At 68.0% G+C, this 13,198-nt stretch carries 12 protein-coding genes; 2 read left to right on the forward strand and 10 right to left on the reverse strand.

Annotation, left to right across the window (positions count from 1 at the left end; genetic code table 11):
• The first annotated feature begins 52 nt into the window (after positions 1 to 52).
• A complete protein-coding gene (locus tag QSK35_RS07030; protein ID WP_285743420.1) occupies positions 53 to 946 on the forward strand; it encodes a LysR family transcriptional regulator in 894 nt (297 codons plus the stop codon).
• A gap of 21 nt (positions 947 to 967) precedes the next feature.
• Here QSK35_RS07030 and QSK35_RS07035 read toward each other — a convergent pair whose 3' ends face one another.
• The 10 genes from QSK35_RS07035 to QSK35_RS07080 form a co-directional block, all read right to left on the reverse strand.
• A complete protein-coding gene (locus QSK35_RS07035; RefSeq protein ID WP_285743422.1) occupies positions 968 to 1,162 on the reverse strand; it encodes a tautomerase family protein in 195 nt (64 codons plus the stop codon).
• Positions 1,135 to 2,034 (reverse strand): DUF6282 family protein, encoded by a 900-nt coding sequence (locus QSK35_RS07040; RefSeq protein ID WP_285743424.1) that lies wholly within the window; start codon positions 2,032 to 2,034, stop codon positions 1,135 to 1,137. Before QSK35_RS07040 ends, QSK35_RS07035 begins: the two co-directional genes overlap by 28 nt.
• The gene (locus QSK35_RS07045) at positions 2,027 to 2,677 is read right to left on the reverse strand and encodes an RraA family protein (RefSeq protein WP_285743426.1); all 651 of its coding nucleotides are present in this window, start codon (positions 2,675 to 2,677) and stop codon (positions 2,027 to 2,029) included. The genes QSK35_RS07040 and QSK35_RS07045 overlap by 8 nt, the downstream gene beginning before the upstream one ends.
• Positions 2,674 to 4,776, reverse strand: coding sequence for an isocitrate/isopropylmalate family dehydrogenase (locus QSK35_RS07050; RefSeq protein WP_285743428.1), 2,103 nt, complete (start codon positions 4,774 to 4,776; stop codon positions 2,674 to 2,676). Before QSK35_RS07050 ends, QSK35_RS07045 begins: the two co-directional genes overlap by 4 nt.
• Complete coding sequence (locus tag QSK35_RS07055) at positions 4,773 to 5,459, reverse strand: alpha/beta fold hydrolase (RefSeq protein WP_285743430.1); 687 nt, start codon at positions 5,457 to 5,459, stop codon at positions 4,773 to 4,775. The genes QSK35_RS07050 and QSK35_RS07055 overlap by 4 nt, the downstream gene beginning before the upstream one ends.
• On the reverse strand, positions 5,456 to 6,385 hold the full coding sequence (locus QSK35_RS07060) for a hydroxymethylglutaryl-CoA lyase-like TIM-barrel protein (protein ID WP_285743431.1): 930 nt from the start codon (positions 6,383 to 6,385) through the stop codon (positions 5,456 to 5,458). Before QSK35_RS07060 ends, QSK35_RS07055 begins: the two co-directional genes overlap by 4 nt.
• 305 nt (positions 6,386 to 6,690) lie before the next feature.
• Positions 6,691 to 7,119, reverse strand: a complete 429-nt coding sequence (locus tag QSK35_RS07065) for a lasso peptide biosynthesis B2 protein (protein WP_285743432.1) — start codon at positions 7,117 to 7,119, stop codon at positions 6,691 to 6,693.
• Complete coding sequence (locus QSK35_RS07070) at positions 7,116 to 8,885, reverse strand: asparagine synthase-related protein (protein ID WP_285743434.1); 1,770 nt, start codon at positions 8,883 to 8,885, stop codon at positions 7,116 to 7,118. The genes QSK35_RS07065 and QSK35_RS07070 overlap by 4 nt, the downstream gene beginning before the upstream one ends.
• Before the next feature lie 44 nt (positions 8,886 to 8,929).
• Positions 8,930 to 9,037, reverse strand: a complete 108-nt coding sequence (locus tag QSK35_RS07075; RefSeq protein ID WP_285743436.1) for a lasso RiPP family leader peptide-containing protein — start codon at positions 9,035 to 9,037, stop codon at positions 8,930 to 8,932.
• A gap of 189 nt (positions 9,038 to 9,226) precedes the next feature.
• Positions 9,227 to 11,035, reverse strand: a complete 1,809-nt coding sequence (locus QSK35_RS07080) for a discoidin domain-containing protein (RefSeq protein ID WP_285743438.1) — start codon at positions 11,033 to 11,035, stop codon at positions 9,227 to 9,229.
• 865 nt (positions 11,036 to 11,900) lie between these two features.
• Between QSK35_RS07080 and QSK35_RS07085 the strand changes: the two genes are divergently transcribed.
• The gene (locus QSK35_RS07085) at positions 11,901 to 13,160 is read left to right on the forward strand and encodes a lipase family protein (protein WP_285743440.1); all 1,260 of its coding nucleotides are present in this window, start codon (positions 11,901 to 11,903) and stop codon (positions 13,158 to 13,160) included.
• Positions 13,161 to 13,198 lie beyond the last annotated feature (38 nt).

Consider the following 13,198-nt stretch of genomic DNA (forward strand, 5'->3'; position numbering starts at 1 on the left):
GACCTGCGGCACTATGCTGCCTATAAGCGCTGGGCTATACCTGGGGGAGAATGTGGACGAACTCGACGGCCTGGAAATCCGGCACCTGCGGTATTTCCTGATGGTCGCGAGGGAGGGCAAGATCCTGACCGCGTCGCAGGAGCTGAACATCGCCCAGCCCAGCCTCAGCCAGTTGATCCAACGACTGGAGCGCAGGCTCGGGTTGGTGCTGTTCAACCGCACCGCACGTGGGATGGAGCTCACAGCGGCGGGCGAGGTGTTCCGGCGCGGCGCGGAACGGATCCTGGCCGAGCTCGACGAGGTGCTCGCCGAGGCCGGCTCGACCGCGCGGGTCGTGCGGGCCGGGGTGTGCGCGGGCGTGGTGCCCGCACTGCTCGGCGACATCGAGAACGCGATCATGCGCAATTCCGAAAAGCCGGTCTCCCCAAAGTTCTCGGCGGAGAGTTCCAGCAGGCAACTGGAACTGCTCAGGACCGGCGAACTCGATTTCGCAATCGTGCGCCTGCCGTTCGACGCGGCCGAGTTCGAGGTCGTCACCGTTGCCGACCAGGAACTCGGTGTCGTCCTCCACACCGGCCACCCGCTGGCCGGCCGGACCGAGCTGGAGTGGGCGGACCTGCGCGATCAGTGGCTGCTCTGGTTCGACGCCCGCCGCGCACCCGGCTACGCCCAGGGCCTGCTGGCCTCGCTTGCCACCCACGGCTGGCGGCCGCGGCTGCACACCATGGACAACGACCGGCACGCGCTGTTCACGCACACCCTGCGCTCGGTGCCCGGCCTGGTCGCGCTGCGGCCGCGGTCGACGGCCGCCGGTGATCCGCAGCTCACCTGGATCCCGATCTCCGGGGGCGGGCCCCGCGAACAGCTCGGTCTCGCCGCGCTACGCGAGGGCGGTCACGGCGAGACCCTGCGACGGATGGGTCGTGAGTGGTTTCCGTCGTCATAGCAACGGAAAACACTCACGACCTCACTTGGCGGTGCGGGCGGCGATCGTCTCGCCGGCGATGCCCCAGTTGTCCTTGGAGGTCTCCTCGATGGTGACCCACACGGACTCGGGCTTCGCACCGGTCACCCGCACGTAGGTGTCGGTGAGCTCGCGGATCAGCTCGGCCTTCTGCTCGACGGTCTTGCCGGTCACCTGGTTGACGTTGATGAGTGGCACAGCGGTGTCTCCTGTTCGTGTTTTCCTGGCAGGGCAAGCAGTTTGCCGGGCGTGCCGGCGGTGATCGCGGCGACCCGCGCCGGGGTGAGCCCGGCCTCGGCGAACCACGACGAAGCCAGCCCCAGCCATTCGGAGACGTCGGGCTGCTCGGGCTGCCCGAGGTCGGAGCTGTGGACCACCCGCGGGTGCGCATGCAGCACCTCGGCGAACCGCGGGCCGTCGTGGTGCCCGAGCAGCCGGGTGAGCGCGGTCAGCTCGACGTACACCTGCGGCACATCGGCCAGTGAGGCGAGATCGGCGAGGGTCAGTCCGCACATCGGATGCGTGGGATGGGTCAGCAGCAACCGATCCAGCCCCAGCGAGACCGCGCAGTCCACCACGGTCAGGATCTCGTCGCGAGTGGCGTGACCGGTCGCGACGACCACCGGCAGGTCCCGCGCCGCCCGCAGAATCTCGCGAACCGCGGGCAGCGACGAGCTGACGGACGTGCCGCGCAGCGAAGGCACGTCCAGCAACGGGTGGAACGGAACCCTGGTGAGCCGCGACGTGTGGTGTGAACCGACCAGCGTCGGCAGGTACACGACGAGGCGGGCCGGGCCGTCGTCGCCGTGCTCGAACACGGCCCGCTCCATCGTCCGGACCGAAAGACCGCCGCCGATGTCGTTCAACGTCACCGATCCCGAGACCGGCAGCCCTTCCTGCCTGGCCTCCCACGCGGCCGCGGCGGTCGACCCGAGGTGGCTCTTGACCACCACCCAGCCGCCCAGTTCGGCGTAGACGCGGCCCGTGGCCAGCACCGACCGGCGCCGCCGGTAGAGATCGGCGCCGGCGTGGTGGTGCAGGTCGACGAACCGGGCCAGCGGTTCAGGCATGGGCCCAGGGAGCGGCGTACCCGTGTACCGAACGGGCCTCGTCGAGACGGCTGCCCGCGGCGACGGCCGCCGCGATGCGGCGCTCGGTGCCCTCGACGCGTTCCGCACGGTCCGCGACCTCGTCCGCCAACGACGCGGGGATCACCAGAACTCCGTTGTCGTCGGCCAGAATCACGTCGCCGGGCCGCACGACGGTGCCGTGCACGTCGACGTCCGCCCCGACCCCGGCGAGCTCGACCCGGTTCTTGCCGCTGACCATGGTCACGCCCGTGCTGAACAACGGGTAGCCGGCCGCCCGGACCTCGGCGATGTCGCGCGCCGAACCGTGCATCACGGTGCCCCGCACACCCCGAGCCTGAGCCACGGCGGTCAGCAGCGATCCCCAGTTCGTACAGGACGTGCTGCCACCGTTGTCCACCACGACAATCGAACCCGCCGGCACGTCGTCCAGGTAGTTGGCGGCGTTGCGGAACCTCGGCCCATCGGCACCGACGGGCTGGTAGGTCACGGTGTAGGCGAACCCGCAGGTCCTGCTGCCCGGCACCCGAGCGGACACACCGGGGAGCACGCCGGTCACCCCCAGGCTGTCCAGCGCGTCGGAGACCGCGGCGGTGTCCAGCGCGGCCAGTCGGTCGATGATCACTTCTCCCCCTCGTCCAGTGCGCGGATCGCGCTCCACGCATAGAAAGCCGCGGCGTGGTCGGCGACCTCCGGTCCGCGCTTGGGCACGGTCAGCTCGAACGGGTGCGTCCTGCCGGAAACCTCCACCGAAGCGGTCAGCGTCAGGGTTCCGGAGTACTCGGTCGGACCGCCCGACCACGACGACCGTCCGACGATCGCCAGCGGCGGCCCGTCATTGCCGGCCACGCGGAAGTCGCCGAACGACAGGTCTACTGTGGACAGACTGAACGACCGCGTTGCCAGCTCGGCGAAAGCATCCCGGCCGTCGCGGCTGACGGTGTGCGGGGCCAGCACGTCATCGAGTCCCTCGGGCACCGGCCCGGTCACCGTGACATCGACGTACGGGTAGTTCCACAGGTAGGAGACCTTGTCCTGGACCAGAGCGTCCACGGACGCCGCGATGTCGCTCTCGATCACGCCCAGCAGCCGCCAGGAATGCGACTCCTGGCGCGGCACAGCGGGCAGCGAGGCCACCGCCGAAGCAGCCATCGGCAGGCACTCCTTCGGCGGGCCGGGCAGCATCAGCACGGTCGTGCCGGGCAGGTCGACCCTGGCACCCCACGCGGTCCCGTTGTCGTTGGGCAGCAAGGTGCTCCCCGCGGGGAACAGCGCCTGGCGCCGGTTGTCCTCGTGCACGGCGAGGCCGAACGACTCGAGCCGGGCGCGCACCGCCTGCCACGCCGGCTCGTCGTGCACGAGCGGCAGGTCGCAGGCCGCCGCCACGGCGTCGCGCGTGACGTCGTCGGACGTGGGACCGAGGCCACCGAGCACCACGACCACGTCGTCGGCGCCGATGCGGGACCGCACGGCGTCCTGGATGTCCGCGAGCGTGTCGCCCACGGTCAACCGGCCGCGTACCTGATATCCGGCCGCATCGAGCAGCTTGCTGACCGCCGTGCTGTTGGTGTCGGTGACGGTGCCGCTGAGCAGCTCGTCGCCGACCGCGATCACCGATGCCTGCCGCGCGACGGAAACGCCGCCCAGCGCAGTCTCCACCGCGGCGGCGGCGACCGGCGTGGTGGCGGTGCCGCCGAGGTCGTACGTGACGGCCCGGCGGGCCCGGACCACCGTGCGCACCGCCGACCGGATCTGCTCGGCCGGGGCCGGCAGGTCCAGGTGGCGCAACAACATCGACACAGTGAGGAACAACGCGAGCGGGTTGGCCTTCTGCTGCCCGGCCATGCCCGGCGCGCTGCCGTGCACCGGCTCGAAGTAGCTGCCGCGCTCACCGATGTTGCCGCTCGGCGCCAGTCCCAGCCCGCCCATCACGCCCGCGCCGAGGTCGGACAGGATGTCGCCGAACATGTTCTCGGCGACGATCACGCCGAACCGCTCGGGCCGGCGGACCATCCACAACGCCACCGCGTCGACGTTCAGGATCTCCGGCTCGATCTCCGGATACTCCGTCGCGATCCGCTCCAGCCGCTCGCGCAGCGCGTTGCTGCTGTTGCGCAACACGTTCGGCTTGTCGGCCAGCGTCAGCCGCCGGTAGCCGCTCGAGCGCGCGTGCTCGAAACCGAAGCGCAGCAGGCGATCCACGCCGAACCGCGTCTGCAGCCGCAGCGTCGCGCTGGTCGCCTCCGGACCCGACGCGGCCGCGTTCGGATGGTCGGAGACCACGTCCCACAACGCGGGCGTCAGGCCGTGGAAGTCCAGTCCCGCATAGAGCCCTTCGGTGTTCTCCCGGATCACGGAGAACGCGAACCGGTCGGCGCGCACATCGGCGACCGGCCGGACGTTGGCGTACAACGAAAGCCGCTGCCGCAGCTGCACCACCGGTGAGACGTAGGACAGACCGGTGCCGCGCAGGTGCTCGGCCAGCTCCGCCTCGGCCTCGCGCACCGGCTTGCTGGTGATCGCGCCGAGCAGGCAGGTGTCGGTCTCGTCGAGCAGCTTCCAGGTCTCGGCGGGCATCGCGTCGCCGTGCTCGCACCAGGACGACCAGCCGACCTCGCCGAACCGGAACTCCAGTGGCAGCCCCATCCGGTCGATGACCGGCAGCACCGTGTCGACCACCTCGGGGCCGATGCCGTCTCCCGGCAGTACCGCAACGCTCTTCATCGGCTGAGGTTCTCCTTCACGAACCGGTTCAGGTGATCTGCGACGAACTCGGGCCGGTCGTAGTGCGGCCGCATTCCCGCACCGGGCACCACAACGGCGTCACTCACGTGATCGCTGGTGACGAGCTGGGACCGCTCGCCCACGAAGTGCAGCAGCGGTCCGGCGTGAGCGCTGACCTGTGCGGTCAGGTCGATGTCGAACAACAGCCGCAGCCCGCCCGCGATCCGGCGGCACGCCACCTCGTCGGTCGGCACCGCAGGCGCCTTCGGTACCTCAACACCTTCTGGTGCAACGAGTTCCGTGAGCCGCCGCAACGACCGGGTGAGGTCCCCGGCCGCGGCCGGCTCGGCGACGGAGGACAGTCGGCTCTTCAGCACGTGGTCGGTCCTGGTCGGCGCGGACACCAGCAGCACTGGCACCGGTCGCAGCGACGGCAGCAGTGCCTGCACAACCGCACCGCCCAAAGCGTTGCCCGCCACCAGGTCCGCGGACTGCGCCTCCGCAGCCCAGCGCTGTGCCAGATCGGCCACGCCGGTCACCGAGTCGTCCAGCCGCGACAGGGTGTCGAACACCTCGACGCGACAGCCCAACTCGGTGAGCAGCCGGATGATCGGGGTGAAGAAGCGGCCCTCGTCCCAGTGCGGCAGCACCGGTGCGAACACCACCGCACGCGGCTCGCTCATCCCGCGGCCAGGCTCTTGGCGGTGTGCACGGCCAGCCGGTGGTCGTCGTGCTCGACGATGTCGCCGCGCAGCTCGACGGACAGGTCGAAATGCCCCAGCACCAGGTCCGGCAGCGGCAGCGACGGCGCCGACTCGGGCACGCTGCGGCCGAGCAGGTCCGCGAGGTGCAGCACGGTGCCCAGGTCGTAGCCGGTGACCAGCTTCGTCCGTTCCAGGTATGCGATCCACTGCTCGGCCACGAGGTTGCCCGGCCCCTTGCCCATGCCCAGCACCGAGGAGTCCATCCACGTAGCGCCCGCGTCGACGGCCGACATCGCGTTGGACATCGCCAGCCCCAGGTTGTTGTGCGCGTGCAGGCCGACCTCGACGTTCGCGACGGACTTCACCAGCGTGGTGAGCCGGGCCGTCTGCTCGGGCAGCATGCTGCCGTTGGAGTCCGCGAGGTACACCACCTCCGCGCCGGCCTCGGCCGCGGCGACGGCCAGGTCCACGACCTTGCGCGCGGGCAACTGCGTGACCCTGGTCAGGTTCACACAGGTGGTGAACCCGATCTCCCTCGCCCGCCGGACGGCGTCGAACGCGGGCTGCGGGTCGCCGGCCGCGACGCAGACCCGCACGAGGCGCGCGCCCGCGCGGTACATAGCGGGCAGATCGGTGTCGTCGATGTTGCGCGGGTGCAGGATCAGCCCCACGTGCTCGGCGCCGACCTCACCGGCGATCGCTTCGATGTAGTCGTCGTCTCCCCGGCCGGTCAGACCGAGCTTCGGGACCGGCTTGAACGAACCCTTGCGATACGCGATCTCGACCCAGTCGAAGCCGGCCGCGAGGCTCAGCCTGGCGTGCGCCCGCGCGTAATCGAGGTCGAAACCGAAACCGTTGCGGTAACCACCGTCCCGCAATGTGACATCAATGTTGACGAGCGACACAGTTCCCCCTTTTTGTATGTCCAAAAGCAGCGAAACGGACAGACCTCCCCCGAAACTCCCCAGCCCCAGGTCACACGGAGTCGTCGCGTTCAAGACGAAATTATTTGGCCACGATTCGGCACGTCAAGGCAACCGACGGCTATAGCCGATATAGGGCGTCGGCTATCCCGATCGATTCCGAACAGGTCAGGACCACACCCTCATGGCGCGCCGCATCGACCGTTCGGGTAATTATGAGCGGCCTCACAACGTGCGATCCCGACATACCGACGGGTAATATCAACAGCAGGTTAATTCACGCTGTTTCAATTAGCGGCGTCGGCCGGCGGCACCGCCAGCAGCCGCCGGTAGTAGCCGGCCGGGAACGGTTCACCGACCGGTGCCCCACCGACCTCGACCCAGGCGTGCGCGCTGAACGGCGCCGTCCGCACACCGGTGCACCACGTCGGCCACGTTCCGCGCAGGCGGCACAGCAGCGCTGTGGCGATCGAGCGCTGCAGGCACCCCTGCTCACCCGCGCACCGCAGGCTCACGGACACCACCGCGTCCCTGGCCGCCAACGCCTCAACGGAGGTGGCGGGCCGGGCGCCGGCGCGAACTCGTTCCAGCACCAGGCGAAGGCGCTTGGGACGCAACCTGGCCAGTCCGCGGGCGACGGCGACGGCGGCCAGCGGCGTGACGCGGCGGTGCAACGCCAGGCGTCGCCGCTCGGGCAGCGCACCGGGGGCGCTCACGTGGTCACCAGGCCGGACACGGCACGCAGCCACAGCTCGGTGGAGAGGGTGGCGTCCAGCGCGAGCAGGCCGTGGTTGTCGCGGTGCGCGCCGAGCAGCCGCGTCCGCAACACGCCGACGTCGATCAGGCCGCGTTCGGCCAGCATCGAGTCGGCGAACAGGTCCATGATCCCAGGAAGATGGTCGCGCAGGCCACTGTGCGCGTCCACGCTGAACTCGCCCTTGGTGCGGCGGGCCAGGACGGCATCGGGTACGACTCCGCGCATCGCCTCGACCAACAGGGGCTTGTACCGCCACGGCGTGGTGCGCTCGGACAGTCGCACGGCCAGGACGGCCTCCGCGACCCGGTCGTCGAGATACGGCAGGCGCAACGCCAGGCCGCCCGACCGGAAGGTCCGCGCCATCATCCGGTAGCTGTGGCTGTAGGCGCGCAGGTTGGCCAGCGTCCCGTGCTGGCCCCGATCATCGTGGAACGGCTCGGCGTCCCCCGCAGCCTCGGCGAACAGCCGCCGCGCCGTCGCCACCAGGTCCGGTGCCGCCCACGCCGGGGCACGCAGCGGCAGCAGCCAGTCGAGGTGCGGCCTCCGCGGCATCGGGCGCGGGCCGTCGAGAGCGTCCGCCAGCCGCTTCCACGACTCGGCCAGACCACGGTCGCCGACGAGCGCCGCGAACGTCTCGCGCCGCGACCATCGGTACCGCGCCCGATATCCCCGCACGTGGCTGAGGGCAGTGCGGGGCGCCTTACGGGTGAGCGTGTGCAGGTACGACAGTGGCGCGGTGAACAGCTGGTCGCCGCCGTGACCGGCGAGGTGCCGGCGGACGTCCCGCGTGGCGAGCAGCTGCGCGTACCTCAGGTTCCGGGCCGCCGTGCGCATGTTCAGCACCGGCGCCTCGGTGTCGACGACCGTGCCGAGTCCGCCGAACATCGCGGGCAGATCGTCTCGTGGGATCACGACGTGGTCGGCCGCGGGCAGTTCAGCGGCGGCGAGCGCCGCCCACTCCGGGTCGTCGTTGCCGGGGTCGCCGTTGAACATCCTGGCGGTGACCAGGTCTTCGCGGCCGGTGAGAAAACACAGTGACGTGGAGTCGAGTCCTCCGGACATGTCCGCGGACAGTCCTCCGGGCGTGGCCGTCGCCTGGCGCAGGGCGGCCCGTACGACCGGTGCCCCCTCGGCGAGGCTCAGCTCGGGTTCCGGTGCCCGCCACCACCGGGTCACCCTGGCCGGTTGCAACGTGAGGTAGCTGTCCGGTGGAACCGCGCGCACACCGCGCCACACGCTCCGTTCACCAAGTGGCGGCGGGAGTTTGACGCTGATCAACCGCACGGCGAGCACGTCCTCGTCGAGGCCGGCGCCGATGAGGCGGGCCAGCACGTCGGCGCGGTCGGCCGCCACGGTCAGGCCGTCCACGTTCGCGTGGAACACACCGCGCAGACCGGTGATGGTGCCCTGGACCCGGACGACACCGCCGACGTCGGCGATCAGGTGAGCGCTTCCTGGGAGCGCTCGCGCCAGTGCGTCGACATCACCCGGTGTGCGGATCTTCGCGGCCAGCTCGGCCAGCCGGGTGGCGCCGACCGGACACCAGCCGATCAGCGCCACTCGCACCGAACCCGAGCTCACCTGGATGAACTCGTCGGCTCGCCAGCGTCCGGCCAACCAGGGCCGCCCGGACGGGAACCGCACGATTTCCGTTGCCTCGAAAGGCAAAGACTCGACAACGCGAGCATTGTCGACGTCCGGGAGTACGACGAACCCGTCCTTCATGCACCAGTCCTCGTTGTTCGGTCACCACACGAGCGCACACCGGTTTACGGGAACTCGTCCTCCAGGTCGTATCCGCTGATACCCCAGCCCTGGGTGTCGTCGTTGAACTCGCCGACCTCGTCCAGGGACGGGGGCACGTAGACATCCGCCATGGCACTGCACCTCCCTCTGTTCCGCCAGGCGGCAACGTTAGGAGGTCGGTGGCGGCACGAAAGTCTCTATCACGCAGCGAATCGCGCATCCTTTGATCGCCGCGTTACGCCGAAGAACCGCCCGTCCCAACAGGAAGGTCGTGAGTGGTTTCCGTCGTCATGGCGACGGAAACCACTCACGACCTCTGGTTAGTAGGTGATTTGCGGGAAGGTGGCTCGAGCCTGGTCGAACTGGGCCCGGTTGAAGCCCGAGTTGAACGCCTTCTCCGCCATGGAGCTGAGATCCCGGCCCACGGCACCGCTCATGAAGTGGACGAACTCGCCCGCGTTCATCCGCCTCGTGTAGATCAGGTTGCGGTTGTTGTTCTCCTGTCGCTTCGGGAAGTACTGGTTCAGCAACCCGAAGAAGCGCTCCATGAACTTCATGTCGCTACCGGTCTCGGTGTACAGCGGGTGGAACCAGTCGCGGAACCAGGCCGCCTGGCGGGCGCCCTGCGGGAGGTCGTCCCGGTTGTTCGTGTACTGGTTGAACACCCGAGTGGCGTCGGCCGTGCGGCCGGTACGGCGGTAGAAGTCGTACTGGCAGATCTCGGCCCACTTGCTGTCGCCCCAGATCTCACCGAACGCCGGGGACTCGTGCACGCCCTGGCTCGCGCCCTCGACGATGTGGCACTCCTCGTGGGTGATCACGTCGCGCAGCGTCTCGTTGCTGGAGCTCCACCCGTTGTCACCGACGTCGATCGTGTTGCGGAACCCGGAGAACTCGTCGAACCGGTTCGCCACCGTGCCGCCGTGGTAGCGGTCCTGGTGGAAGAACGCGATCAACGGCTTCGGGTGCCCGAACCTGACACAGCCCGGCCCGATCGGCGCCGGCAGCGGCCGGTCGACGGCACAAGCCCCGTAGGTCTCGCGGTAGTGGCGCCACACGTCCGTGACGAATCCCGGCGCCCACGCCGTCTGACCGGGCGGAAGGGCGAGCAGCGCGGGGTCGAAGTAGACGGCCGCGTCGGCGTTGCACGACACCCTGGTCATCTGCGCGGCGTGGTCGGAGATGTAGTCGCTCAGCGTCGGCGGCGCGTCGGGGTGGCACGTGCCGGGGTCTCCACCGACGGGCGGCGGGTCGAGGTACACCTCGAACTCGTAGATCCGTGCGGTGGGGTCGCTGACGTTCAACCGCACATAGCGCGCGCTGCGCTGGGTCCACGTGTGCCGGGTGACGTTCGCGGTGTTGCCGCTGACCGTCGCCACCGTCGTGAAGCTGGTGCCGTTCGTGGACACCTGGATGGTGAACGCGGCGGTGTTGTAGCTCGCCGACTCACCTCCGGCGCCGGCGTGCCGGATGATCGCGCCACCCACGGTCCGGTTCGCCTGGAGGTCGACCTGGAGGAACTTGGTGCTCGCGGAGGAACACCACTTGTCGCTGTTGCCGCCGGAAACGCTGCCGTTGACGGCTTTCTCCGGTCCCTCGCTCGCGGCGCACGCGGCACTGCCGGTGGCCGGGCGGTTCAGCGCGAGGTTGCCCGGCGGCTGCTGCCCGCCACCGGTGTCGTACACCTCGAACTCGTAGATGCGGGCCGTGCCGTCGCCGCCCTGCTCCGCCTGCGTGACGGAAAGCCGCACGTATCGGGCGCTCGTGGCGGCGATGTCATGGGTGGACACGTTGGCCGCGTTGTCGGTGACGGTCACCGCGTCGGTGAACGACGTGCCGTTCGTGCTCACCTGAATGGTGAACGCGCGGGTGTTCATGTCGGCCGACTCGCCGCCCGCCCCCGCGTGGCGGACCACGAACTGCCCGATGGTGACCGGTGCGCCGAGGTCGACCTGAAGGAACTTGGTGCCCGCATAGGAACACCACTTGTCCGTGTTGCCACCGGAAACGCTTCCGTTGACCGCCTTCGCCGGTGACTCGTCCGGCACACACGACGCCGACCCCGTCGTCGGCTTGCCGAGCGCCACGTTGGTCGCCGCGGCGGCTTCCGGCGCGCTGACCACCGTCATCCCCAGGACCACTAACAAACCGACCGCACAGCGGGAGAAACGACGACGTGGTGATCTCCGCATGGTTAGAGCTCCCATCCGTCCTGACAACGTTGTCAAGCGGCGGCACCAAAAACGCTACTCCCGCGCCTCGAAACGGACATGCGCTCAACGGGTGAACGGATTCGCCGAATATTCGGCATGTCAGCCGACCGGCGGAGCCATCCCGAACCAGTTGTAGCCCTCCGCCAGCTGCACGGTGGCTCAGAGGAGCCGGACGCCGTGACCATGCCCCCTAGTCGGACTGCTCCATGGGGTCGAGACGATCGCGGGGCAACAGAACCCTGTGGCTGCACTCGATCCTGACGTAGTCCGGAGCGGTCCACAGCTACGTCTTGGGTCCAACTAGAAACGCGGCTGGCGTGTCGAAGCCGGATTCCCATCCGCGAGCAGCAGCTGACACCGTCAGCACTAGTAACGGCGTGGGCGCGCGAACCGCCAGCAACGTGACCAGTCTGTCTCAGAATCGCGCTTCGCGATCTTTCAGCCGCACAAGTCGTGCATGCCACCGAGCTCAGCGGCATTTGCGCCAGCGGCAGCGTCGCCACCCGAACGGACATGCAGCCGGATCGACCGGCCCAGTCCGCTCACCGATCATCATCCCTGACATCGGCATCGCACGTCGCCTTCGGCGTCGCCGGACACGGCCATGAAGTAACACACCTCGAGCCGTCCGCGACAGACAAGACTACGCACTACAGCGCCGGGAGTCGCTATGTCCCATCAACAGAACCCACCCTCCCAGAAACAGCTTCCTCCCGTTGTGCTTTTCCTGCCGGGAGTATTGCCTTCAGCAGCGAATTCCGGCGCTAGAGTCACGGAACTCATGAATTTGAAGGCCAACCGGGGGCCGGGCCAGTTCATCGTTGAGAACATCGGAAGCCCTTCTGGGCATCTCACCGAAGGACGTCGTATCGTGCGGATCGACGGCGACGAGCCGGTGCCCGAGGTCGACGTCTACACGCTGGACTACCAATCCCGGCTCGATCCGCTGAAAGCCAACGACAGCGCACTGAGACGTGGTTTGTTAGCGATCGGTTACCTGATTCACACGATCATTCCGGTGCGCGCGGCGATCAGACGACAGGGAAATGTGACCGTCAAGTCATGGGCCGCGAAGGGATGGCGTGCAAAGATCCAGCTGCTGCTAGGTTTTGCTGCAATCGGGTTGACTCTTATGGCTGCGGTGGCGTCGATCTGGACCGTTCTCGAGACCGCCAACCTCGTCGACACCGGTCCGGTGCCATCATCGTGGTCTGCAGCATTGAAGCTCGGCGCCGCCGGGGTGACTTCATTTCTGTTCTTCAAGCTTCGACGGATCGCGGCCACAGGAGCTGGGTTCGTCCAGCAGTTCATCGAATACACGAAGAACGAATTGCACGCAGCCAGCGTCGCCGCCGTTCTTGCTGATGCCGTCGACGAACTGATCGAGCAGGACGGCAAGCGGTCCATTCATCTCGTAGCTCATAGCTTCGGATGTCTCGTTGCATTCGACTTCCTGTACCCGTACGAAGACCAGCACTTGCCAGCCGACGCTCGCCACGCCAGAGCCATCACGACGTTGTTCACGATGGGGTGCCCACTGGACTTCGTCCGATTCTATGAGCCCGGCTATTTGCGAGCGCCTCGCAACTCACGGATCAGCGAGCTCAAATGGACGAATGTGTTCATCCCGGCCGACGTATTCGGCTCAAATCTGGACGATCACGATGACCGCAACGTCAAACACGGAACCGATACGCTCGGCATCAACGCCACGGTGAAATCGATTCGCTACACAGATGAAAAGCTCACATTGCTCAGCACCCTAAGACGTCGAGGCTTCCTCAGTCACAACGATTACTGGAGCGAGCCCGAGCGGGAGAACTGCCTCCACCTCGTCATGAAACATACCTGGGCGCCAGACATCCATGACTTCCCAGCTAAATCACCGGGCGCCACCCGGAAGCAACGCAACGGTCAGCCAAGCGGAAACGCAGCGAAATCAGCTGCCAACTCAACTACCCAAACCCTGACTATTTCTTCGAGGATGGCAATAACCTCAGATCAAACAGAATCAGCGCGATCCCCTTCCGAAGACCTATAAGCGAGGTAGACATGGTCGCTCAGCGTTCAACCCGTGAA

This window comes from Lentzea sp. NBRC 105346 (genome assembly GCF_030269605.1).
In the GTDB taxonomy this organism is placed as follows: domain Bacteria; phylum Actinomycetota; class Actinomycetes; order Mycobacteriales; family Pseudonocardiaceae; genus Lentzea.

Coding starts and splice junctions, on each gene's coding strand:
- QSK35_RS07040 (WP_285743424.1), bottom strand. CDS start 2,034: ATGCCTGAACCGCTGGCCCGGTTCGTCGACCTGCACCACCACGCCGGC.
- QSK35_RS07050 (WP_285743428.1), bottom strand. CDS start 4,776: ATGAAGAGCGTTGCGGTACTGCCGGGAGACGGCATCGGCCCCGAGGTG.
- QSK35_RS07055 (WP_285743430.1), bottom strand. CDS start 5,459: ATGAGCGAGCCGCGTGCGGTGGTGTTCGCACCGGTGCTGCCGCACTGG.
- QSK35_RS07070 (WP_285743434.1), bottom strand. CDS start 8,885: ATGAAGGACGGGTTCGTCGTACTCCCGGACGTCGACAATGCTCGCGTT.
- QSK35_RS07075 (WP_285743436.1), bottom strand. CDS start 9,037: ATGGCGGATGTCTACGTGCCCCCGTCCCTGGACGAGGTCGGCGAGTTC.
- QSK35_RS07080 (WP_285743438.1), bottom strand. CDS start 11,035: ATGACGGTGGTCAGCGCGCCGGAAGCCGCCGCGGCGACCAACGTGGCG.
- QSK35_RS07085 (WP_285743440.1), top strand. CDS start 11,901: ATGAATTTGAAGGCCAACCGGGGGCCGGGCCAGTTCATCGTTGAGAAC.